The organism is Promicromonospora alba (genome assembly GCF_042654905.1).
Classification (GTDB): Bacteria; Actinomycetota; Actinomycetes; order Actinomycetales; family Cellulomonadaceae; genus Promicromonospora; species Promicromonospora alba.
In genome coordinates this window covers 587,528-608,202 of record NZ_JBHSFI010000008.1, presented here as the reverse complement: position 1 = coordinate 608,202, position 20,675 = coordinate 587,528, and the positions used below count along the sequence as shown (strand labels likewise).

The window sequence follows — 20,675 nt, the reverse complement described above, 5'->3', positions numbered from 1 at the left end:
CTGAACCCGGTACGGCCGGCAGATACGAACCTACGGAGCCGGGACCCGTCTGGGCATCGGGCGTCGGCCTGATCCTTCCCGGACCGTGTCATCCCCTGGTCGTACATCCGGCCGCCCCCGGGTAGGGGCACTCACCCAGGGGTTGTGCCGTAGCGAGCACGACGGCGGGCCTGTGGAAACCGGGATCGTGCACAGGAACCCCTGCAACGGCCCCGATCCGGGCGCATGGACGGCGAGGCTGGGGCCCATGACCCGACCCCCGTCGTCCGAGGGCGCCGTGCGCGTGACCCTGCACCCTGGCGAGGACCTCCTCCTGCGCCCCGGCACACGCCTGGCCGACCTGCGCGCGCCCCTCGCGACGCTCGTCCGGCGTCCGGAGCTGCGGTACGCCACCTTCGCCGTCGACGGCGAGCCCCTGGCCGACGACCAGGTGGTCGGCGAGCGCCCCCTGCTGCCCGGCGCGGTCCTCGGGGTACGGCGGACGAGCCCGCACGGGGCCGGGCCGGCACCGGGTCCCGGTCTCCCGTCCGCCGCGGCCCAGCCCTGGCTCGTCGCCCGTGTGACCGGGTCCGACGCGGGGACGGTCGTCGGGGCCAGCGGACCGCTGGCCGTGCTCCGGGTCTGGGCCCGCATGCGGCGGGGCGGGCGCATGGCGGTTCGCAGGACGCGGGGCGCCGCGGCGTGGATCATGCCCCGCACCACGCCCCCGCACAGCGGCGTGCACTGGACGCTCGCGCTGCTCCCCGCGGCCGCGTCACTGAGCCTCGCCGCGGCGCTGCGTCAGCCGCTCCTGGCGGTGTTCGCGCTGGTAGGCCTGGCTGTGGCGCTCCCGCAGCTTCGTGCCGCACGGCAGCGGACCGCGACCGACGGCGCGCCACGGAACCGGTCGCAGGAGCTGCCGGGACCGGCCCGTCTCCTGGCGTTCGCGCATGCCGCGCACCACGTGTCGCCCGGCGCGTGGGCGGCCGCGCTGGCCGCCCACGCCACGGCGCGCGCGCCCGGCACGCCGGGCGCCCCGGGCACTCCCCCGGCAACGCCCGCACGCCTCCTGCCCCCGCCGTCCGACGGCCCCTGGGAGGGACTGCTGCACGACGGCGCCGTCGCCGTGCTCGGGCCCCGGGAGCTGGCCCGCTCCGTCGCCCGCGCGCTCGTCGCCGACCGTGCCGCACGGGGAGCCGAGGTACGGGTCGGCCCCGGCACTCATGGCTGGTCCTGGGCCCGCTGGCTCCCCCAGGGCGGGCCGCTCGTCGTCGTCCTGGACGACGACGGCGCCACCGCAGCGGCCCCCGGTCCCCTCACCGGCCCCGGCGACCGCCTCGTGGTGTCCGTCGGAGCCGTACCGCCCGGCTGCCGCGCCGTGGCCGACGTGCTCGACGCGCGCCGCGTCCGGATCACCGGACCCGACGGAGCAGCCCGCACCGTGCCGCTCGTCGGCGTCACCACCGAATGGGCCGAGCACCTGGCCCGCCTCCTCGCCGGCGCCGCCCGGCTCGGCCGCATCGTGCCCGGCGCACCCCCGGAAGACGCCCGGCTGCCCGCCGTCGTGCCCCTGACCAGGGCCCACGGCCTTGCCGAAGTGCCCGGACCACCGGCGCTCGCAACGCTCTGGGGCAGCGCGGACAGCTGGGCGGTGCCGCTGGGCACAGGGGCCGACGGCGCACCCGTACGCCTCGACCTGGTCCGTGACGGACCGCACCTGCTCGTCGCCGGCACGACCGGGTCGGGCAAGTCGGAGCTGCTCCAGACACTCGTGCTCGGGCTCGCCCTGACCCGTTCGCCTGCCGACCTGGCCCTCGTGCTGGTCGATTTCAAGGGCGGAGCGAGCCTCGGCGCGTGCCCGGGACTGCCGCACGTCGTCGGCCAGGTCACCGACCTGGAGCCGGGCCTCGCGGCACGGGCACTCTCCGGGCTGCGGGCAGAGCTGCGCCGTCGTGAACGCGTCCTCGCGGCCCACGGCGTGCCGGACGTCGCCGCCCTGCCGCCCGGCGTGCTGCCCCGGCTGGTCGTGGTGATCGACGAGTTCCGGGCACTGGCCGACGACTTGCCCGAGTTCCTGCCGGCCCTGCTGCGCGTCGCGGCACAGGGGCGGTCGCTCGGTGTGCACCTGGTGCTCGCGACACAGCGGCCGGGTGGGGCCGTCGGGCCGGACCTGCGGGCCAACGTCAGCGCACGGATCGCGCTCCGCGTCACCGACGCCCTCGAGTCGCGGGACGTGCTCGACGACCCCGCCGCGGCGCACATCCCGGTCACGGCACCGGGCCGGGCGGTGCTGCGTCTGGGATCCGCACCGCCCGTGACCCTGCAGTGCGCACACGTCACCGCGCCACCCGAGGCGGAGCTTCCCCTGGTGCGCCGCGCCCCGGCCTGGCCGGCGGCTCCCGGCAGCACGCCGGACCAGCAGCCCGTCGGCCGACCGAATCCCGGGCGGCCAGATCCCGCACGGCCGGCTTCCGCACGACCGGTTCCCCCACGGCCGGACGCCGCAGCGCTCGTGGTCGACGCGGCCCGCCGCGCCGCGGACCAGCTGGGCCACGTCCCGGGCGCCCCGCCGTGGCTGCCACAGCTCCCCCGCCGTGCCACCGTCTCCGACCTGCCACCGGCGACCCGGCGCGACCGGACCGGACTCGTCCTCGCCCTCGGCGACGACCCGGACCGGCAGCGTCGCACGACGGTCACGTGGAAACCTGGCGACGGCCATCTAGCGGTCGTCGGACGGGCACGCTCAGGACGAACCACGGCACTGGTCACCCTCGCCGTCGCCGCACTGCAGCAGGGCTGGACAGTACGAGGGATCGCACGCGATCCGCGCTCGTTCGCGCCCCTCGAACACTTTCCCGGCTACGGAGGCACCGTCCGCCCGGACGACGCAGGGGCGGTCGCCGGCATGCTGGCCGCCGCAGCCCCCGACGCAGCCCCCGGCGCGGAAACCGACACCGGTTCGAGCCGCACGCTGGTGCTCGTCGACGCGGCAGAGGACGTGCGCGGAACCCTGCCACCAGCGGCGTTGCGGTCAGCGGTGGCGTTCGCGCTCGCGACCGACAGCCCGTCGGTGGGCGGCCTGGCCGCGCGGGTGGGGCCGCGGCTGGTGCTGCTCGGCACCGACCGCGCGGCCGACGTAGTACTCGGGGCTCCGGTGACGCTCGCCGGATCGGGTGGCCCACCGGGCCGTGCGGCGTGGTGCGGCCGCGGCGAACCCGTGCTCTGCCAGGTGCTGGAGCCCCAGGTCAGTCCTCGGAGCCGGTCGCCGACGTCGCCGCCACGACGGAGGGCGTCATGAGCAGACCGCCCACTACCACAGCGATCGTGAGAGCCGCCCAGCCACCCGGGACGGAGGCCCCGGTGCCGCTGCCGGTCGCCGCGACCGATCCGACGATCTGAAAGAGCTGCCAGGTCACGACGGGTCCGCGGCCTGAACGACGTCCCGCGAGAAGTGCGCGGCAGGACACAACCAGAACCCAGGCAACACCCAGGAGGAAGAAAATCAGAAAGAGGCTCACCCCGAGTGAGGAGGAACCGCCAGTAAGGAGTTCACCAAGTAACACCACGGCAAAAGCAACGAGGCCGATCACCTCGATCAGGACGCCGATCACGAGGGCACGAAGAAACACCGGGACACCGCGCGCGAAAAAGGCTTTCAGTACTGGCATGACGGACTAGGATACTGGTGAGCGGCTTATTCACAATAGTGTGACGGATACCTCAGGGTTCACGACGAAGAAACTTCGCCGTAACCCCTTGTGCGAGCGTTCACGAGCGTGTGAACCTAGACGCAGCAAGCCACCACACCCCGAACAAACCCCCGTCGGTTGTCGCCTGGCGCACAGGGATCGTAAATCCGGTCCACAACCAGACCTGTGCGCCCCAGACGCACGACGACGATGCTCCCACTTGGCGAGCCGGACGGCGGGTAGTTCCTTCCAAGGAGTACGTGACCATGGACTGGCGCCACCGCGCAGCATGCCTCGAAGAGGACCCCGAACTGTTTTTCCCGATCGGTAACACGGGCCCCGCCCTGCTGCAGATCGAGGAGGCCAAGGCCGTGTGCCGTCGTTGCGACGTCGTCGATACCTGCCTCAAGTGGGCTATCGAGTCCGGCCAGGACGCCGGCGTCTGGGGCGGTATGAGCGAGGACGAGCGCCGCGCGCTCAAGCGTCGCACCGCACGCGCTCGTCGCGCGGGCTGACCTCCGCACCACGCTTCTCCGCGAGCCGCGCCTGAGCACTCCCCCTTCGCTCGGGCGCGGCTCGCGTTATTTCTTTTCGGCTGCACCAGGGTGCGCGTGAACCGCGCGCCCAATCTTTTGTGCCCGAATGTCGCACGCCCGAATGTCGCGGCGCGGCGTTCAGGACGCCGGGCTCACGACCGCGCCGAATCGGCCACACGTAGCACGAGCTGCAGCTCCACCTGCGTGCCGCCACCCTCGCGGGTCGACCATTCGATGGTGCCGCCGAGCTCGTTGGTGACCAGCGTGCGCACGATCTGGGTGCCCAGACCGCTGCCAGGGCCTCCTCCGCCCTCGCCGTCCTGCGACAGCCCGACGCCGTCGTCGGCCACGACCACCCGCAGGGCCGAGTTCTCGCGCTCCACGCCGATGTTGATGGTGCCGACGGTGCGGCCGACGAACCCGTGCTCCACCGCGTTGGTGACCAGTTCCGTGAGCACGAGCGCGAGCGGCGTCGCGTCCTGCGCGGGCACCATGCCGAACGAACCGGTGCGCACCGTACGGACCGAGGTCCCGGCCGAGGCGACGTCGGCGGTGAGGCGCAGCGCCCGGCCCACCATGTCGTCGAGCTCGACCTGCTCGTCCAGGGTCTGCGAGAGGCTCTCGTGCACCAGCGCGATGGTCGAGACACGCCGCATGGCCTCCTCGAGCGCCTCCTTCGCGGCCGGCACGTCCATCCGCCGGGCCTGGAGCCGCAGCAGCGCCGACACCGTCTGCAGGTTGTTCTTGACCCGGTGGTGGATCTCGCGGATCGTCGCGTCCTTGGTGATCAGCTCCCGCTCGCGCCGCCGCAGCTCGGACACGTCACGGCACAGCAGCACGGCGCCGATGCGCTGACCGCGGTCGGTCAGCGGCATCGCGCGCAGCGACAGCGACACCCCGTGCGCCTCGATGTCCGTGCGCCACGGCGCGCGGCCCATCACGACGAGCGGCAGCGACTCGTCGACGGGCTTCAGCTGCTCGACCATGTCGGCGGTGACCTCGACGAGCGACTGCCCCACGAGCGGGCCGATGACACCGAGCCGGTGGAAGCACGACAGGGCGTTCGGGCTCGCGTACAGGACCTCGCCCTCGGAGTTGAGGCGGATCAGGCCGTCGCCGACCCGGGGTGCACCGCGCCGCGACCCGGTCGCCGCGTTCGGCAGCGGGAACTCGCCGCGCGGGATCATCGCCACGAGGTCGTCGGCGGCCTCGACGTAGTTCAGCTCCAGGCGCGACGGCGTACGGCCCGAGCCCAGGTTCGTCTGCCGCGCGATCACCGCGATCGCCGTGTCCTTGTGGACGACGGGGACCGCCTCCTCGCGCACCGCGTACGCGCCGAACCAGCGCGGCTCCCTGGCCCGCTGCGCCTTGGCCTCGGCCATCGCCTTCGCGAGCTGCGGGCGCTGCCCCTCGGGCGCGAACGAGCCGACGATGTCGTCGTAGTGCACGGTCGCGCCCGTCGAAGGACGGCACTGCGCGATCGCGACGAACCGCCCGTCGTCGGTGGGCAGCCACAGCACCAGGTCCGCGAACGCCAGGTCCGAGACCACCTGCCAGTCGCCGACCAGCAGATGCAGCCACTCGACGTCGGCGGGCTCGAGATCGGCATGCTCAAGGATCAGGTCACTCATCGCGGACACGCGCCCCAGCCTATGCCGGAACCGTCCATTGCCCGTTGCGGGCCGTGTGCACAGCCCGTTGCGGGCCCTGTGCACAGCCCGTCGTGGGCGCCGTGCGCACCCTTGGGCTGCGGCGTCACCCGTGCGTATCGGACGCACGCAACGTGTCGGGTTAGAGTTCCACCACCGGCATGCCCCGTCGTCGCGAGGAGGAAAAGCCCGTGCACCTGACAGTGGACCTGACGTTCCCCGCGAACATCGACGACGTCTCCACGATGCTCGCCGACGAGTCGTTCGTGCGATGGCGTGCCCAGCGTTCCACCGGATCCGTGAACGGCGTGGTCGAGCAGGCCGACGTCACCGGCACGGCGGCGACCGGATTCACCGTGGTGGTGCGCCGCACCCTGCCGACGGACATCATCCCCGTGCAGGCACGCCCGTTCGTGGGCGCCCACCTCGAGATCCGCCAGGCCGAGGCCTGGGAGGCAGCTTCCGAGGGCCGGCGCACCGGCACGGTAGCCGTCGAGATCCTGGGCGCGCCGGTTCGGGTCACCGCGACGGCAGCGCTCACCGCGCTGCCCGACGGCGGGACGCGTCTCGTCTATGCGGGCGACGTGCGGGCGACGGTGCCGCTCTTCGGCTCGGTGATCGAGGAGGCCGCCGTCAGCGCGGTGCGCACGACCCTCGAGACCGAGGCGGAGGCCGGTCGTGACTGGCTCGCCGGCAAGCGCACCGGTACGGCCTGAGCCGTCCCGCTCCGGACGCCCCGCCGTGGGCGCCCTCCGCACGGTCGCGGTGAGCACCGCTACCGTGGCGCGACCCTTGCCAACCCGTGCCCGGTCCTGGCGCAGCCTGGTCCTCTCGGCATCCCAATGCAGCAGTATGGCTTCAACCCCTGCCCTTTTCGGGCGGCGGATGCTAGAACCTGAGCGAACATTCGTGTCGGATGTGGGCAACTTTGTGCTCTGATATCGCTTTCAAGCCCCGACACACACGAGTCCCGATCACGAGGAGTACCAGTGCCCAGCAAAAACGGACCGGTCCGAAGCCGGACCGTCGCCCCCCGACGCGTGGTCCTCGCCGCGCTCACGGCCTTCGTCCTGCCCCTCACCGCCTGCGGCTCGCTCCTGGGGCAGAGCCCGGCGGGCGACGGAGGCGACGAGGACGTCCCGATCACGCTGACCGTGTCGACGTTCAACAACTTCGGGTACACCGAGGAGCTGCTCGCGGCGTACACGAAGGAGCACCCGAACGTCACCGTCGAGCACATCGTGGCCCCCACGTCGGACGAGGCCCGTCTGCAGATGCTCAAGGCGTTCACGACGGGTGACGGCGCCGAGCTCGCGGACGTCGTGGCTGCCGAGGTCGACTGGATGCCGGAGCTGGTGCAGCACTCCGAGCTCTTCGAGGACCTGACGGACCCCGACGTCGCCGAGCGCTGGGTGGACTGGAAGGTGGCACAGGCCACCACGCCGGACGGCAAGCTCCTCGGCTACGGCACCGACATCGGCCCCGAGGCCATCTGCTACCGCGCGGACCTGTTCGAGGAGGCCGGCCTGCCGACCGACCGCGAAGAGGTCGCCGAGCTCCTCGGCGGCAAGGACGCGACCTGGGAGCGCTACTTCGATGTGGGTCGCCAGTTCGCCCAGCAGTCCGACGTCGCCTGGTTCGACGGTGCCACCGGCACGTTCCAGGGCATGGTCAACCAGCTTCCTGCCGCGTTCGAGGACCCGGCGACGGAGCTACCCACCGACCTCGGGTCCAACAACGAGGTCCGCTCGGTCTACGACCAGATCACCTCGGCGATCGACGACGGGCTCTCGGCCGGCCTCGTGCAGTGGTCGCCCGAGTGGGCGGCGGGCTTCCAGGAGAACGCCTTCGCGACCATGCTGTGCCCGGGCTGGATGATGGGCCCGATCGAGTCCTACTCCGCGGGTGTGCAGGGCTGGGACGTCGCCAACGTCTTCCCCGGCGGCGGCGGCAACTGGGGCGGATCGTTCCTTGCGGTGCCGTCTGCCGGCGCGTACACCGAGGAGGCGAAGGAGCTTGCCGCATGGCTCACCGCTCCCGAGCAGCAGACGCAGGCCTTCACGGCCGCCGGTGCGTTCCCGTCACAGATCGAGGCGCAGGGTTCCGAGACCGTCCAGGGCTACACCAACAAGTTCTTCAACAACGCCCCGGTGGGCAAGATCTTCACGGCCCGGGCGCAGTCCATCGACGATGCCCCGTACAAGGGCCCGTACTACTTCGCGATCCGCGACGAGGTGAACAACGCTCTGACCGCGGTCGACACCGGTAGCAGCGGTCCGGAGATCGCCTGGAACCAGGCAGTGCAGTCCGTCAGCGACTTCCGGGTCCCGGAGTGAGGCGCGCAGTCTTCGCCCGCTACCTGTCTTGACACGACCCGGTGCACGGCGCAACGATCAGTGCCCGTGGGAGCGCTACCACACCTGAATGTGGGAGCGCTTCCAGCGCCGGTACGCAGACGTGCCCGCACGTGACGCGACCGCACTGAGCTTTACCGCTAGCCCCAGACCGCACGACAAGGGAGTCCCCAGTGCTGAGCAGTACCCGACCCACACGGCGCGCCGCCGCGCGCACCCTCCAGGCGACCGCCGGTGCCGCCGTCGTCGCCCTCGCCCTCACCGCCTGTGGTGGGTCCAACGAAGGTTCCGACGGTGAGAACACCGCGGACGACGGCCCCATCACGCTGAAGGTCGCGACGTTCAACAACTTCGGCTACACGGACGAGGTGCTCGCCGAGTACCAGGAGGAGCACCCGAACGTCACCGTCGAGCACGTCACGGCTGCCACCAGCGACGACGCTCGCACCAACCTGACCACCAAGCTCGCCGCCGGTGGCGAGGGCCTGGCTGACATCGAGGCCATCGAGGTCGACTGGCTGCCCGAGCTCACGCAGTACCCGGACCTGTTCACCGACCTGGCCGACCCCGAGCTCGAGGGCCGCTGGGTGGACTGGAAGGTCCAGCAGGCGACGACGCCCGAGGGCAAGGTCATCGGCTACGGCACCGACATCGGTCCCGAGGCCATCTGCTACCGCTCCGACCTGTTCGAGGAGGCTGGCCTGCCGACCGACCGCGAAGAGGTCGCCGAGCTCCTCGGTGGCGAGGACGCCACGTGGGAGGACTACTTCGCCGTGGGCCGTGACTTCGTGAAGGAGTCCGACGCCGCCTGGTACGACAGCGTCGGTGGCACCTTCCAGGGCATGGTCAACCAGCTCCCCGAGGCGTTCGAGGACGCCGCGACCGGTGAGCCCAAGCCCCTCGCGGACAACACCGAGGTCAAGGACATCTACGACGAGATCGCCGCCTCGGTCGAGGACGGCCTGTCGGCCGGCCTGGTGCAGTGGGAGGGTGACTGGGACGCCGGTTTCCAGAACGACGCGTTCGCCACGATGATCTGCCCGGCCTGGATGACCGGTCCGGTCGAGGAGCGCGCCGGTGGCGTCGAGGGCTGGGACGTCGCCAACGTCTTCCCCGGTGGCGGCGGCAACTGGGGCGGTTCGTTCCTGACCGTCCCCGCCTCGGGCGAGAACGCCGAGGCAGCCAAGGAGCTCGCCGCGTGGCTCACCGCGCCCGAGCAGCAGACCCGGTTCTTCGAGTCGGCGGGCACGTTCCCGTCGCAGGTCGAGGCGCAGGAGTCCGAGGCCGTCCAGAGCTTCACCAACCCGTTCTTCAACGACGCTCCCGTGGGCGAGATCTTCGCCGCCCGCGCCCAGAGCATCGACAGCGCCCCCTTCAAGGGCGCGAACTACTTCGCCATCCGTGACGAGGTCACCAACGCGCTCAACCGTGTCGACGTCACGAAGTCGCAGGACGCCGGCGAGGCCTGGGACGAGGCCGTCGAGAAGGCTTCGGCCCTCGGCTGAGCCGGAGGTGCAGCGCAGGGTGAGGGCCGAGGAACGAGGCACTCACCCGAAGCGGAACCCCAGGCTCAGCCGATACAGGTAGAGCCTGAGCCAGAGCCTGATCTAGCGCCTGACCCCAGCCTCAGCAGGAACAGGGGCTGACCTGATCCGGTGGTCGAGCTCGTCGAGACCCACGTCCCGACGAGCTCGACCACCGGATCTGCGCGAGAGCACCCCACCGGGCGCTCCACAAGTGACCAACCGACGATGACGCGGCGGAAGATGAGATGGCTGTTCTGACACCCCAACGACCGGCACCGGGCTCCGGTGCGCCACAGCGCGAGTCGCGCAGAATCGGCTTCTCCCAGCGGCTCGGCCGCTGGGACGTGAAGCTTTCCCCCTACCTGTACATCTCGCCGTTCTTCATCCTGTTCGCGGTGACCGGCCTGTTCCCGCTCGCGTACACCGCGTTCGTCTCGGTGCACGAGTGGAGCCTGCTCGGCGGGCAGGGCGACTTCGTCGGCCTGGAGAACTTCACGTTCGTGCTGGCCCAGCCCACCTTCTGGAAGGCCCTGGTCAACACGCTGTCGATCTTCGTGTTCTCCTCGGTCCCGCAGGTGGTCATCGCGCTGATCATCGCGGCCCTGCTGGACCAGAACCTGCGGGCGGCGACGTTCTGGCGCATGGGCGTGCTGATCCCCTACGTGGTCGCGCCCGTCGCGGTCTCGATGATCTTCGGCCGCCTGTTCGCCGACCAGTACGGTCTGATCAACGCCATGATCTCCGCCGTCGGGCTCGATCCGATCGCCTGGCACGGCGACCGGATCGCGAGCCACGTCGCCATCGCCACGATGGTCAACTACCGCTGGATGGGCTACAACGCCCTGATCTTCCTCGCCGCGATGCAGGCGGTACCGCGTGACCTCTACGAGGCCGCGGTGATCGACGGCGCCGGCCGCGTGCGCCAGTTCTTCTCCATCACGGTGCCGCAGATCCGCGCCACCATCATCTTCGTCGTCATCACCTCGACCATCGGTGGCCTGCAGATCTTCGACGAGGTCCGCCTCTTCGACTCCGCCGGGCTCGGCGGTCCGGACCAGAACTGGATGACCACGGTCGTGTACCTGTACGACCTCGCCTGGGGCGACCAGCGCAGCCTCGGCAAGGCGTCCGCCGTGGCGTGGATGCTGTTCCTCCTGATCGTCGCGATCGGCCTCGTGAACTTCCTGGTCACGCGGCGCATCTCGTCGTCGGGCACGGCAGTCAAGAAGTCCAGGCGCAAGAGCCTCACCGGAGGGAACGCATGAGCTCGGTAGCTGTCACCGCCCAGACCGCCGGTGAGGGTGCCGCCAAGGCCGCCCTCCGCCGTCGGGAACGAACCTCCGTCGGGAGCACCAACCGCCGCGCCGGCTGGATCGTCTACGCGCTGCTCGGGATCACCCTGCTGATCTCGGTCTTCCCGCTGTACTTCACGCTGCTCCTCGGCTCGTCGGAGCCGATCGCGATCTCGCAGAGCCCCGTGCCGCAGTGGCTGCCGGACTCCTCGCTGTTCACCCAGTTCCGGACGGTCATCGAAGCCACCCAGATCAACTTCTGGCTGGCGCTGACGAACTCGGTGATCATCGCGGTGATCGTCTCCGCCGCGGTCGTGCTGTTCTCGACGCTCGCCGGGTTCTCGTTCGCGAAGCTGCGCTTCCGCGGCCGCGGCCCGCTGCTCGTGTTCGTCATCGCGACGATGGCGGTCCCGACCCAGCTCGGCGTGATCCCGATGTACATCCTCATGTCGGAGCTGGACTGGATCGGCAAGCTGCAGGCGGTCATCGTGCCGTCGCTGGTCGCCGCGTTCGGCGTCTTCTGGATGACGCAGTACCTGTCCGAGGCGCTGCCGTACGAGCTGATCGAGGCCGCCCGCGTGGACGGCGCCTCGATGATCCGCACGTTCTGGAGCATCGCGCTGCCCGCGGCCCGCCCGGCCGCGGCGATGCTGGGCCTGTTCACGTTCGTCCAGCAGTGGACGAACTTCTTCTGGCCCTCCATCGTGCTGAGCTCGGAGAATCCGACGCTGCCGCTCGTCGTGAAGTCTTTGCAGGCAAACTACTTCGTGGACTACTCGCTGGTCATGGGCGGTGTCTTCCTCGTGACGCTCCCGCTGCTGGTGATCTTCGCCTTCGTCGGCAAGCAGCTCGTCGCGGGCATCATGCAGGGAGCTGTGAAGGGATGACCCAGGGGATGACACTCAACGTCAAGACGACCGCGGAGGCCCGGCGCGTGCCGGCCCCGGGGATCGCGCTGCCGTACACGCCCACCGCGCCCAGGACGGAGCCGACCGCCAACACCAAGGGCACGGTCAGCTTCCCGGACGGGTTCCTCTGGGGTGCGGCCACCGCCGCCTACCAGGTGGAGGGCGCCGCCCACGAGGACGGCCGCGAGGACTCCGTCTGGGACGTCTTCGCCAAGGTCCCTGGCGCCGTGCTCGGCCAGGAGGACGGCGAGGTCGCCTGCGACCAGTACCACCGCTACCCCGCCGACGTCGCGCTCATGAAGGACCTCGGTATCAAGGCGTACCGGTTCTCGACGTCGTGGTCCCGGGTGGTCCCGGGCGGCCGTGCCGTGAACCCGGCGGGCCTGGCGTACTACGACCGGCTCGTGGACGAGCTGCTCGGCGCGGACATCCTGCCGTGGCTCACGCTGTACCACTGGGACCTGCCGCAGGCGATCGAGGCCGAGTCGAACGGCTGGGTCAACCGTGACACGGCGTACCGGTTCCGCGACTACGCGGTAACCATGCACGAGGCGATCGGCGACCGCGTCGACGTGTGGACCACGCTCAACGAGCCGTGGTGCGCCGCGTTCCTCGGCTACACCGGCGGTCAGCACGCGCCGGGCCGGCAGTCCCGCGAGGACGGCCTCGCGGCCGCGCACCACCTCTCGCTGGCGCACGGCCTGGCCGTCGAGGCGCTGCGGGAGCGGGCACCCGAGGCGAACCTCGGCATCACGCTCAACTTCGAGGTCCAGGACCCGGCGAACCCGGACGACCCCGCCGACGTCGACGCCGCACGCCGGCTCGACGGCGGGTTCACCCGCATCTTCGCCGACCCGATCCTGCGCGGCGCCTACCCGGAGGACGTCCTGGAGGACGTGCGCGCGTACGGCCTCGAGCGGCACATCCACGACGGCGACCTCGAGATCATCTCGACGCCCATCGACTCGCTCGGCGTGAACTACTACCACGGCAACGCCGTGTCGGCGACGCCCGCCGAGCGGCCGCTGGAGGGTGGCGCCCCGGTCACCCGGGCGGTGTCCTCCCCGTTCCCGGCCGGTGACGGCGCGTACACGCACCCGCGCAGTCTGCCCGTCACCGACCAGAACTGGGAGGTCCAGCCCGAGGGCCTGACCCGGCTCCTCCTGCGTCTGCAGCGGGACTACACGGGGCCGCGCGGCATCGCGCTGTACGTGACGGAGAACGGCAGCGCGTACGAGGACGTCGTCGGGCCGGACGGGTTCGTGGACGACCAGCAGCGCCTGGAGTTCATCGACGTGCACCTGCGCGCCATCAAGGACGCCATCGACGAGGGCGCCGACGTGCGCGGCTACTTCGGCTGGTCGCTGCTCGACAACTACGAGTGGGCGTGGGGCTACGGAAAGCGCTTCGGGCTCGTGCGCGTCGACTACGAGACGCAGGAGCGCACGGTGAAGGCGTCAGGCCGCTGGTACGGTCAGGTCGCGCGGACCAATGCCGTTCCGGAGCGGTCGGCATCGGTCCTGACGCGCCCCAGCAACAACTCCGGCGAGGACAAGGCGGTTCCCCAGGCGTGACGACCTCAGGCCCACCCACCCTGGATGACGTGGCACAGGCGGCCGGGGTATCCCGGTCGACCGCGTCGCGCGCCATCAACGGTGGCCTGCGAGTCTCCCCCGAGGCGCAGGCGGCCGTCGACGACGCCGTCGCGCGCCTCGGGTACGCACCGAACCGCGCCGCCCGGTCCCTGGTGACCCGGCGGACCGACTCGATAGCCCTCGTGGTGCCCGAGCCGGACCAGCGCATCCTCACCGACCCGTTCCTCAGCGGCACCCTCGCGGGCGTCAGCGAGGGGCTGGCCGGGACCGATCTCCAGCTCGTGCTGCTGCTCGCCCGGCCGGGCGAGCAGCGCGGGCGGGTCGGCCGCTACCTGCGCAGCGGCCACGTGGACGGCGTCATCGTGGCGTCGCACCACCGGGGCGACCACCTCGAGACCGAGCTCGGGCCGACCATGCTGCCCGCCGTCTTCGTGGGCCGCCTCTTCGAGCCAGACCCGATGTTCTCGCGCGGCCTGCGCTACGTCGACGTCGACAACGTCACCGGCGGACGCATCGCCACCCAGCGGATGATCGATCGCGGCCGCCGACGCATCGGCACCATCACCGGACCGCTCGACATGCCGGCCGGGGTGGACCGGATGGTCGGATGGCGGAACGCCTTGCGCGACGCCGGCCTACCCGACGACGCGGTGGTCGAGGGCGACTTCACGGTCGCGGGAGCAGCGGTCGCAGCGGCCCGGCTCCTCGACGCGCACCCCGACCTGGACGGCATCTTCGCCGCGTCCGACCTGATGGCGGAGGCCACGCTGCGCGTGCTCGCCGACCGCGGCCGCTCGGTGCCCGGCGACGTCTCGGTGGTCGGCTTCGACGACCTCGGCATCGCGGAGACGACGTCGCCGCGCCTGACGACCGTGCACAACCCGGTGGTGCAGATGGTCGGCGCCGCGACGAGCATGCTGGTCGACCTGGTGGCGGGCCGCCCGGTCCGCGACGAGCGCCGCATCTTCGCTCCCCGCCTGGTGGAGGGCGACTCCGCCTGACCCCGGGATCGCCGAAATAGAGCGCCTGTCCGGACACCCGCTCTACCTCGCCGTCTTGTTGTCGGCGAAGTAGAGCGGGTGTCCGGACAGGCGCTCTACTTCGGTGACTTCTAGGCGGTGCGCTGGTGGCCGTAGCGGTGCATCGTGCGGCTCACCGCCTGCTCGCGGAGCATCGTCAGCAGCTCGCGGCGTCCGCTCGCCAGGACCGGGGCGTCCAGCACGGTCACCGTGCCGAGGCGGCTCGCCGCCGCGTCGCGCAGGCCCGGCGCCTCGCCCACCACGCGGATCCGGCCGGTCACCTTGCCGTCGGCGACGGCGTCGGCGAACGCCTCGTCCGTCATCTCACGCTGCCCGACGACGGTCGCCCGCACATCCGCCCGCGCGGCGGCCGCCAGCACACGCTGCACCTCGACGTCCTGCGCGTCGGCGCCGATCCGCACGGTGATGCCGGGGACCGGCCGGTAGCGGAACACGTTCGACTCGACGCCGAGCCCCGAGGGGTCGTGCGCGGGGGCGAACTCGGTCACCCAGGCGCGGTCGTCGTCGGCCCGGGCCCAGGCGAGCCACCCGGACGGGTCGGCGGTGCGCGAGGGCACGTCCGGCGCGTCCTCCCACCGGCCGAGCTGCGCGACGTAGTTGGGGCCGCCGGCCTTGGCGCCCGGTCCCACGGAGGACGCCTTCCAGCCACCGAACGACTGGCGCTGCACCACCGCGCCGGTGATGTGCCGGTTCACGTACGCGTTACCGACCTCCACCCGGTCGAGCCAGTGCGCCACCTCGGTGTCGTCGAGGGAGTGGATGCCACCGGTGAGGCCGAACGACACGGCGTTCTGCAGCGCGATCGCCTCGTCGAGCGTACGGGCGGTCATGACGCCCAGCACCGGGCCGAAGCACTCGGTGAGGTGGAAGAACGAGCCGGGGCGGACGCCGTCGCGCACGCCGGGGGTCCAGAGCCGGCCGCGGCCCAGGCCCGCCTCGCGGGCCACCGCGTCCAGCCTGCGCGGCCGGACGAGCCAGGTCTCGCCGGGCTCCAGCGTGGTCAGGGCGTGCAGGAGCTTGCCCTGCGCCGGTTCGGTGAGCGGTCCCATCACGGTCGCCAGGTCGGTCGCCGGTCCGACGGCGAGCGACGACACGGCGTCGACCAGCTGCCGCCGGAACCGCTCGCCGGTCGCGCTGCGCGGGTCGCCCACCGAGCCGACGAGGATCACCAGCGACGCGGCGGAGCACTTCTGCCCCGCGTGCCCGAACGCCGAGCGGACGACGTCCGCGACGGCCAGGTCCAGGTCCGCCGACGGCGTCACGACTATCGCGTTCTTGCCGGACGTCTCCGCGAGCACCGGCAGCTCGGGCCGCCAGGACGCGAACATCTCCGCGGTCTCGATGGCGCCGGTCAGGATCACGCGGGACACGCCGTCGTGCGTCACGAGCCGACGTCCGAGGTCGCCGTCGGGCACGCGGACGAACTGCGCGACCGAGCGGGCCAGCGCCGAGTCCAGCCCGATCTCCGGGGCGACCTCGTCGAGCGCGGCGTGCACCGCCTCGACGGCGATCTCCAGGCAGCGCGGCGTGGGCGGCGCGGGCTTGGCGATCACCGCGGTCCCGGCCGCGAGGCCCGCGAGCACGCCGCCGATCGGGATCGCGACGGGGAAGTTCCACGGCGGGGTGACCAGGGTGACGCCGTCCGGCGTGAAGCGGGCGCCCGGCCAGGCCTCCGACGTCGGGTCGAGGGCCTCGGCCGCCTGCGCGTAGTACGCGGCGAAGTCGACGGCCTCGCTGACCTCGGGGTCGGCCTCGGCGACGGTCTTGCCGGCCTCGTGCACCATTGCCGCGACGAGGTCGGCGCGAGCGGCCTCCAGGTGCTCGGCCGCGGCGCGGAGCACGCGGCCCCGGTCGGTCGCGGAGACCTTGGACCATGCGGCGCCGGCGCGGCGCGCGAGCGCCACGACGTCGTCCACCTGGGCCGAGGTCGCCAGCGGCTCGGCGAGTGCCGGGACGTACCCGGAGAGCGGGCCGGTGATCTGCTGCGCCCACGCGCGGTGCTCGGCGACGGCGGGGTCGGTGTCGGCGGCGTTGCGGAACGGTCCCGTCACCGGCTGGGGTGCGGGGCGCGGACGGCGGCGCGGGGTGACGTCCTCGGGCGAGTAGTGCACGCCCAGCTCGACGGACGCGCGGAAGGCTGCCTCCTGCCGGTCCATGGGGGCCCCGGTGGTCGAAGCCGTCGAGACCGGGGCGAACGCCGCGTGCAGGAAGTTCTGCTCCGCCGCGTTCTCCTCCAGGCGGCGCACCAGGTACGAGATGGCGACGTCGAAGTCCTCGTCGCGCACCACGGGGGTGTAGAGCACCACGCGCCCGGAGTCCTTGGCGACCTCGTCGCGCACGGCCGCTGCCTCGGTCGGCGCCATACCCTGCAGCATCTCGATGTCGAGCGCCTCGGAGACGCCGCGCGCCCGGCCGAGCAGGATCGCGAGCGCCACGTGGAACAGGTTGTGCGACGCCGCGCCGATGCGGACCGCGTGCGCGCGCTCGGGGCGCAGCGCGTGGTCGAGCATGCGGACGTAGTTGGCGTCGACGTCGGGCTTGGAGGTGTACGGCGCCTGGGGCCAGTCGTGCAGGGTGGCCTCGACGTGCTCCATCGCCAGGTTGGCGCCCTTGACGATGCGCACCTTGATGCGCGCGCCGCCGTCGGCGACCCGCTTCGTGGCGAACTCGGTGAGGCCGTCCAGGGCACCCAGGCCGTCCGGCAGGTAGGCCTGGAGCACGATGCCGGCCTCCAGGTCGCGGAACTCGTCGCGGCCCAGGATCTCGGTGAACACCGCGGTGGTCAGGGCGAGGTCGCGGTACTCCTCCATGTCCAGGTTGAGGAACACGCCGTGGTCGCGCGCAGCGCGGTACAGCGGCAGCAGCTGCTCGACGACGCGGTCGCGGGAGCCCTCGAGGTCCCACGTGACGAGCTGCGCGGCGACGCTGGAGACCTTGACCGAAACGTAGTCGACGTCCGGGCGCTCCACGAGCGCGATGGTGCGGGCCAGCCGGCCGGCGGCCTCCTCGGCGCCGAGCACCGCCTCGCCGAGCAGGTTCACGTTGAGGGTGTAGCCCTCGGCCCGGGTGCGGGCGAGGTGGGCGGTGAGCCCGGCGCCGGCGTCGGCCACGAGGTGGCCCACGAGCTGGCGGAGGCGGGCGCGCGCCGCCGGGACCACGATGCCCGGGAACGCCGGGGCGGCCAGGGCGCCGGCCCGGAACAGGGCGCGGTCGGCGGGGCTGAGGAAGGTGGCGCTGCCGGCCTTCGTGCCGAGCCGGGCCAGGGCCTTCGCGGCGACGTGGGTGTCCTGCGGGCGGGCGACGTCGTCGACGAAGCCGACGGCGAGCTCGAGGCCGGCGGGGTCGGACACGAGTGCGCCGAGGGCGGCGGACGCGCGGGCCACCGCTCGGTCGGTCTTGGAGCCGGCGGTCCTGGAGCCGGTTGCCTTGGAGCCGGCGTCCGTGCCGGTGGCGGTGCCGATCCAGGTCCTGGCGAGGGCTACGGCGTCCTCGACGAGGGTGTCGGCGGGCTGCACGGCCAGCTCGGTCGGAGCCTGAGGCGTGGCGCTGTCCGGTGCGCCTGCGCCCCCGGTCGGGACTGTGGCGGATGCGGCGCGGTCGCGCCGGGCGGAGGTCTTCATTCCTCCAGAGTGCACCCGAAGCCGTTCACATGTATTGGCGAGATCACTCGCTGTCGGCACCGGTTTTCGCCAAGTGCGCGGCCCCGCGCCGCGTAGCATCGGAACCCCATGAGCAACCCGTCCAACAGCACGGCTCGGCCTGAGACGAGTGCCCTGCTGGCAGCACTGAACCCCGCGATGGTCGCCCTCATGGACGAGCTGTCCGGGGTCATGTTCTGCGCCAAGGACGCCGACGGGCGCTACGTGCTCGTGAACCAGGTCTTTGTGGGGCGCACGCGCGAGCGGTCCCGCCGGGACGTGATCGGAAAGCGCGCGGCCGACCTCTTCGTGCCGGAGCTGGCCGAACGCTACGAGAACCAGGACACCCACGTCCGTACCACCGACAAGCCGCTGCGGGGCGAGCTCGAGCTGATCCGGCATGTCGGCGGGGCGCCAGGCTGGTTCCTCACCTCGAAGCTGCCCCTGCACGACCAGTCCGGCGCGTACGTGGGGCTGGTCTCGGTATCGCAGGACCTGCGCTCCGGGGACGCCGACGACGCGACCATCCAGGCCATGGCCCGGCTGCGCGCCGACATCGAGAACCTGCTCGAGCACGGCGAGGTGCCCTCGGTGACCGATCTCGCCGTGCTCGCCGGGTGCAGCTCCGCGTCCCTGGACCGCCGGGTCCGGCGGGTCTTCGGGCTCTCCCCGCGCCAGCTCGTGCTGCGGCTGCGGGTCGACCGCGCGGCGCACCTGCTCACCACGAGCACCGTGCCGCTGGCCGACGTCGCGACCGCAGCCGGCTTCTACGACCAGCCGTCGTTCACGCGCACGTTCGCGCGCCTGACCGGCGAGACGCCGTCGTCGTTCCGGAGCCGGTCAAAGCGCAAGTAGAGCGCCGCCGATGGTCTGCCCCGCCCAGTGATCGTGCATGGTCTGAGCAAAATTCCTTGTGCAACCCCCAAGCGGTGGCAGAGTTCCGCTTGGTCAGCCTTGCGGCCAACCGAATCATCACCGAACGGATTCATCGTCGGCGCGCAACCAGGCCCGTCGAAGCGATACGGTGATACCGAGGCGCAAACCCCGCGCCGCGCAACCCGCGCCCCGCTCCCAAGGCGGTAGGCGCCGTTCTCCCCGGAGGACCCACGTGACGACGACAACGACGTCTACACCCTCATCACCACCCAGCTTCGCGCCGTCAGGATCGCCCGTCGAGGGTTCCGCACTCGCCACCGCGCACGCACAGCTCGCGACGGCGGCCGAGATCCTCGGTTACGACGAGGGCCTGCACCGCATGCTCGCGACGCCGCGCCGTGAGATCCACGTCGCGGTACCGCTCCGCCGCGACACGGGCGAGACCGTCCTGTTCCACGGCTTCCGCGTGCAGCACAACGTGAGCCTCGGCCCGGGCAAGGGCGGCCTGCGCTACCACCCCTCCGTCGACGTCGACGAGGTGCGTGCGCTGGCCATGTGGATGACCTGGAAGTGTGCGGTCGTCAACCTGCCGTACGGCGGCGCCAAGGGCGGCGTCGCGATCGACCCCCGCGGCTACTCGCAGGCCGAGCTCGAGCGCGTGACCCGGCGGTACACGTCGGAGATCATGCCGATGATCGGCCCCGACACCGACATCATGGCCCCGGACATGGGCACCGACGCCCAGACCATGGCCTGGGTGATGGACACCTACTCGGTCAACCGCGGGTACACGATCCCCGCGGTCGTGACCGGCAAGCCCCTCGCGGTCGGCGGTTCGCTGGGCCGCGGCACCGCTACGTCGGCGGGCATCGTGCACGTCACGTCGGCCGCGCTGGCCGAGGCGGGCATGGCCCTGAGCGACGTGTCCGTCGCCATCCAGGGCTTCGGCAAGGTCGGCTCGCACGCCGCGGAGATCTTCGCGGCACGCGGCTCGCGCGTCGTCGCGGTGAGCGATCAGTACGGCGGCATCCGGAACGACGACGGGCTCGACGTCCCCCGGCTCATGGAGCACGTGCAGCGCACGGGCTCGGTCGTGGACTTCGCCGACGCCGACCGGGTCTCCAACACGGAGCTCCTCGCGCTCGACGTCGACGTGCTGGTCCCGGCCGCGATCGAGGGCGTGCTCGACGAGAACACGGCCGGCAGCGTCAAGGCCCGCTGGGTCGTCGAGGGCGCCAACGGCCCCACGACGGCGGCCGGCGACGCGCTGCTCGCCAAGAACGACGTGACGGTGGTCCCGGACGTCCTGGCCAACGCCGGCGGCGTGGTCGTGTCCTACTTCGAGTGGGTGCAGGCGAACCAGACGTACTGGTGGACCGAGCAGGAGATCGCGGACAAGCTGGAGCACCGGATGATCACCGCGTACGCGGAGGTCTCGGCGCTGGCCCAGCGCGAGCACCTGTCGCTACGGGACGCGGCGCTCGTCATCGGCGTCAAGCGGGTCGCGGAGGCCCACCAGATCCGGGGCCTGTACCCCTGATCGCGAGGCGGCCGCGAAGTAGAGCGCCTGTCCGAGTCTCCCTGGCCCTGCGA

14 protein-coding genes are annotated in these 20,675 nt (G+C 71.8%); 11 read left to right on the top strand and 3 right to left on the bottom strand.

The window, feature by feature from the left end; all coding sequences use genetic code 11:
* The first annotated feature begins 247 nt into the window (after positions 1 to 247).
* Entirely contained in the window at positions 248 to 3,277 is a 3,030-nt protein-coding gene (locus ACFO6V_RS25335; RefSeq protein WP_377141081.1) for an FtsK/SpoIIIE domain-containing protein, read from the top strand.
* Here the strand turns inward: ACFO6V_RS25335 and ACFO6V_RS25330 are convergent.
* Positions 3,225 to 3,647, bottom strand: a complete 423-nt coding sequence (locus ACFO6V_RS25330; protein ID WP_377141078.1) for a hypothetical protein — start codon at positions 3,645 to 3,647, stop codon at positions 3,225 to 3,227. The genes ACFO6V_RS25335 and ACFO6V_RS25330 overlap by 53 nt on opposite strands.
* Positions 3,648 to 3,934: 287 nt before the next feature.
* Here ACFO6V_RS25330 and ACFO6V_RS25325 point away from each other — a divergent pair, with 287 nt between their 5' ends.
* The gene (locus tag ACFO6V_RS25325; RefSeq protein ID WP_026365970.1) at positions 3,935 to 4,183 is read left to right on the top strand and encodes a WhiB family transcriptional regulator; all 249 of its coding nucleotides are present in this window, start codon (positions 3,935 to 3,937) and stop codon (positions 4,181 to 4,183) included.
* Between the two features lie 173 nt (positions 4,184 to 4,356).
* Here the strand turns inward: ACFO6V_RS25325 and ACFO6V_RS25320 are convergent, their stop codons facing one another.
* Positions 4,357 to 5,835 carry a sensor histidine kinase gene (locus ACFO6V_RS25320; protein ID WP_377141179.1) on the bottom strand — a complete coding sequence of 493 codons (1,479 nt, stop codon included), beginning with the start codon at positions 5,833 to 5,835 and terminating at the stop codon, positions 4,357 to 4,359.
* 209 nt (positions 5,836 to 6,044) lie between these two features.
* On the opposite strand from ACFO6V_RS25320, the gene ACFO6V_RS25315 reads away from it, so the two are divergent.
* The 7 genes from ACFO6V_RS25315 (at position 6,045) to ACFO6V_RS25285 (ending at position 14,529) form a co-directional block, all read left to right on the top strand.
* Entirely contained in the window at positions 6,045 to 6,569 is a 525-nt protein-coding gene (locus tag ACFO6V_RS25315; protein ID WP_377141075.1) for a DUF2505 domain-containing protein, read from the top strand.
* Between the two features lie 273 nt (positions 6,570 to 6,842).
* Positions 6,843 to 8,189, top strand: coding sequence for an ABC transporter substrate-binding protein (locus ACFO6V_RS25310; RefSeq protein WP_377141072.1), 1,347 nt, complete (start codon positions 6,843 to 6,845; stop codon positions 8,187 to 8,189).
* Positions 8,190 to 8,380: 191 nt separating this feature from the next.
* Positions 8,381 to 9,712: an ABC transporter substrate-binding protein gene (locus tag ACFO6V_RS25305; RefSeq protein WP_377141069.1), complete on the top strand. Its 1,332-nt coding sequence runs from the start codon at positions 8,381 to 8,383 to the stop codon at positions 9,710 to 9,712.
* A 266-nt stretch (positions 9,713 to 9,978) separates the two neighbouring features.
* A complete protein-coding gene (locus ACFO6V_RS25300; protein ID WP_377141066.1) occupies positions 9,979 to 10,998 on the top strand; it encodes a carbohydrate ABC transporter permease in 1,020 nt (339 codons plus the stop codon).
* Positions 10,995 to 11,912, top strand: a complete 918-nt coding sequence (locus tag ACFO6V_RS25295; RefSeq protein WP_377141063.1) for a carbohydrate ABC transporter permease — start codon at positions 10,995 to 10,997, stop codon at positions 11,910 to 11,912. The genes ACFO6V_RS25300 and ACFO6V_RS25295 overlap by 4 nt, the downstream gene beginning before the upstream one ends.
* A gap of 8 nt (positions 11,913 to 11,920) precedes the next feature.
* Entirely contained in the window at positions 11,921 to 13,507 is a 1,587-nt protein-coding gene (locus ACFO6V_RS25290; protein ID WP_377141060.1) for a GH1 family beta-glucosidase, read from the top strand.
* Positions 13,508 to 13,536: 29 nt separating this feature from the next.
* Positions 13,537 to 14,529, top strand: a complete 993-nt coding sequence (locus ACFO6V_RS25285; protein WP_377141057.1) for a LacI family DNA-binding transcriptional regulator — start codon at positions 13,537 to 13,539, stop codon at positions 14,527 to 14,529.
* Positions 14,530 to 14,639: 110 nt separating this feature from the next.
* On the opposite strand, the gene ACFO6V_RS25280 is transcribed toward ACFO6V_RS25285, so the two are convergent.
* Complete coding sequence (locus ACFO6V_RS25280) at positions 14,640 to 18,188, bottom strand: bifunctional proline dehydrogenase/L-glutamate gamma-semialdehyde dehydrogenase (protein WP_377141054.1); 3,549 nt, start codon at positions 18,186 to 18,188, stop codon at positions 14,640 to 14,642.
* Positions 18,189 to 18,296: 108 nt separating this feature from the next.
* Here ACFO6V_RS25280 and ACFO6V_RS25275 point away from each other — a divergent pair, with 108 nt between their 5' ends.
* Together ACFO6V_RS25275 and ACFO6V_RS25270 are read left to right on the top strand one after the other, a co-directional pair.
* Positions 18,297 to 19,061, top strand: coding sequence for an AraC family transcriptional regulator (locus tag ACFO6V_RS25275; protein ID WP_377141051.1), 765 nt, complete (start codon positions 18,297 to 18,299; stop codon positions 19,059 to 19,061).
* A gap of 253 nt (positions 19,062 to 19,314) precedes the next feature.
* Positions 19,315 to 20,622 carry a Glu/Leu/Phe/Val family dehydrogenase gene (locus ACFO6V_RS25270; protein ID WP_377141048.1) on the top strand — a complete coding sequence of 436 codons (1,308 nt, stop codon included), beginning with the start codon at positions 19,315 to 19,317 and terminating at the stop codon, positions 20,620 to 20,622.
* Positions 20,623 to 20,675: the final 53 nt, after the last annotated feature.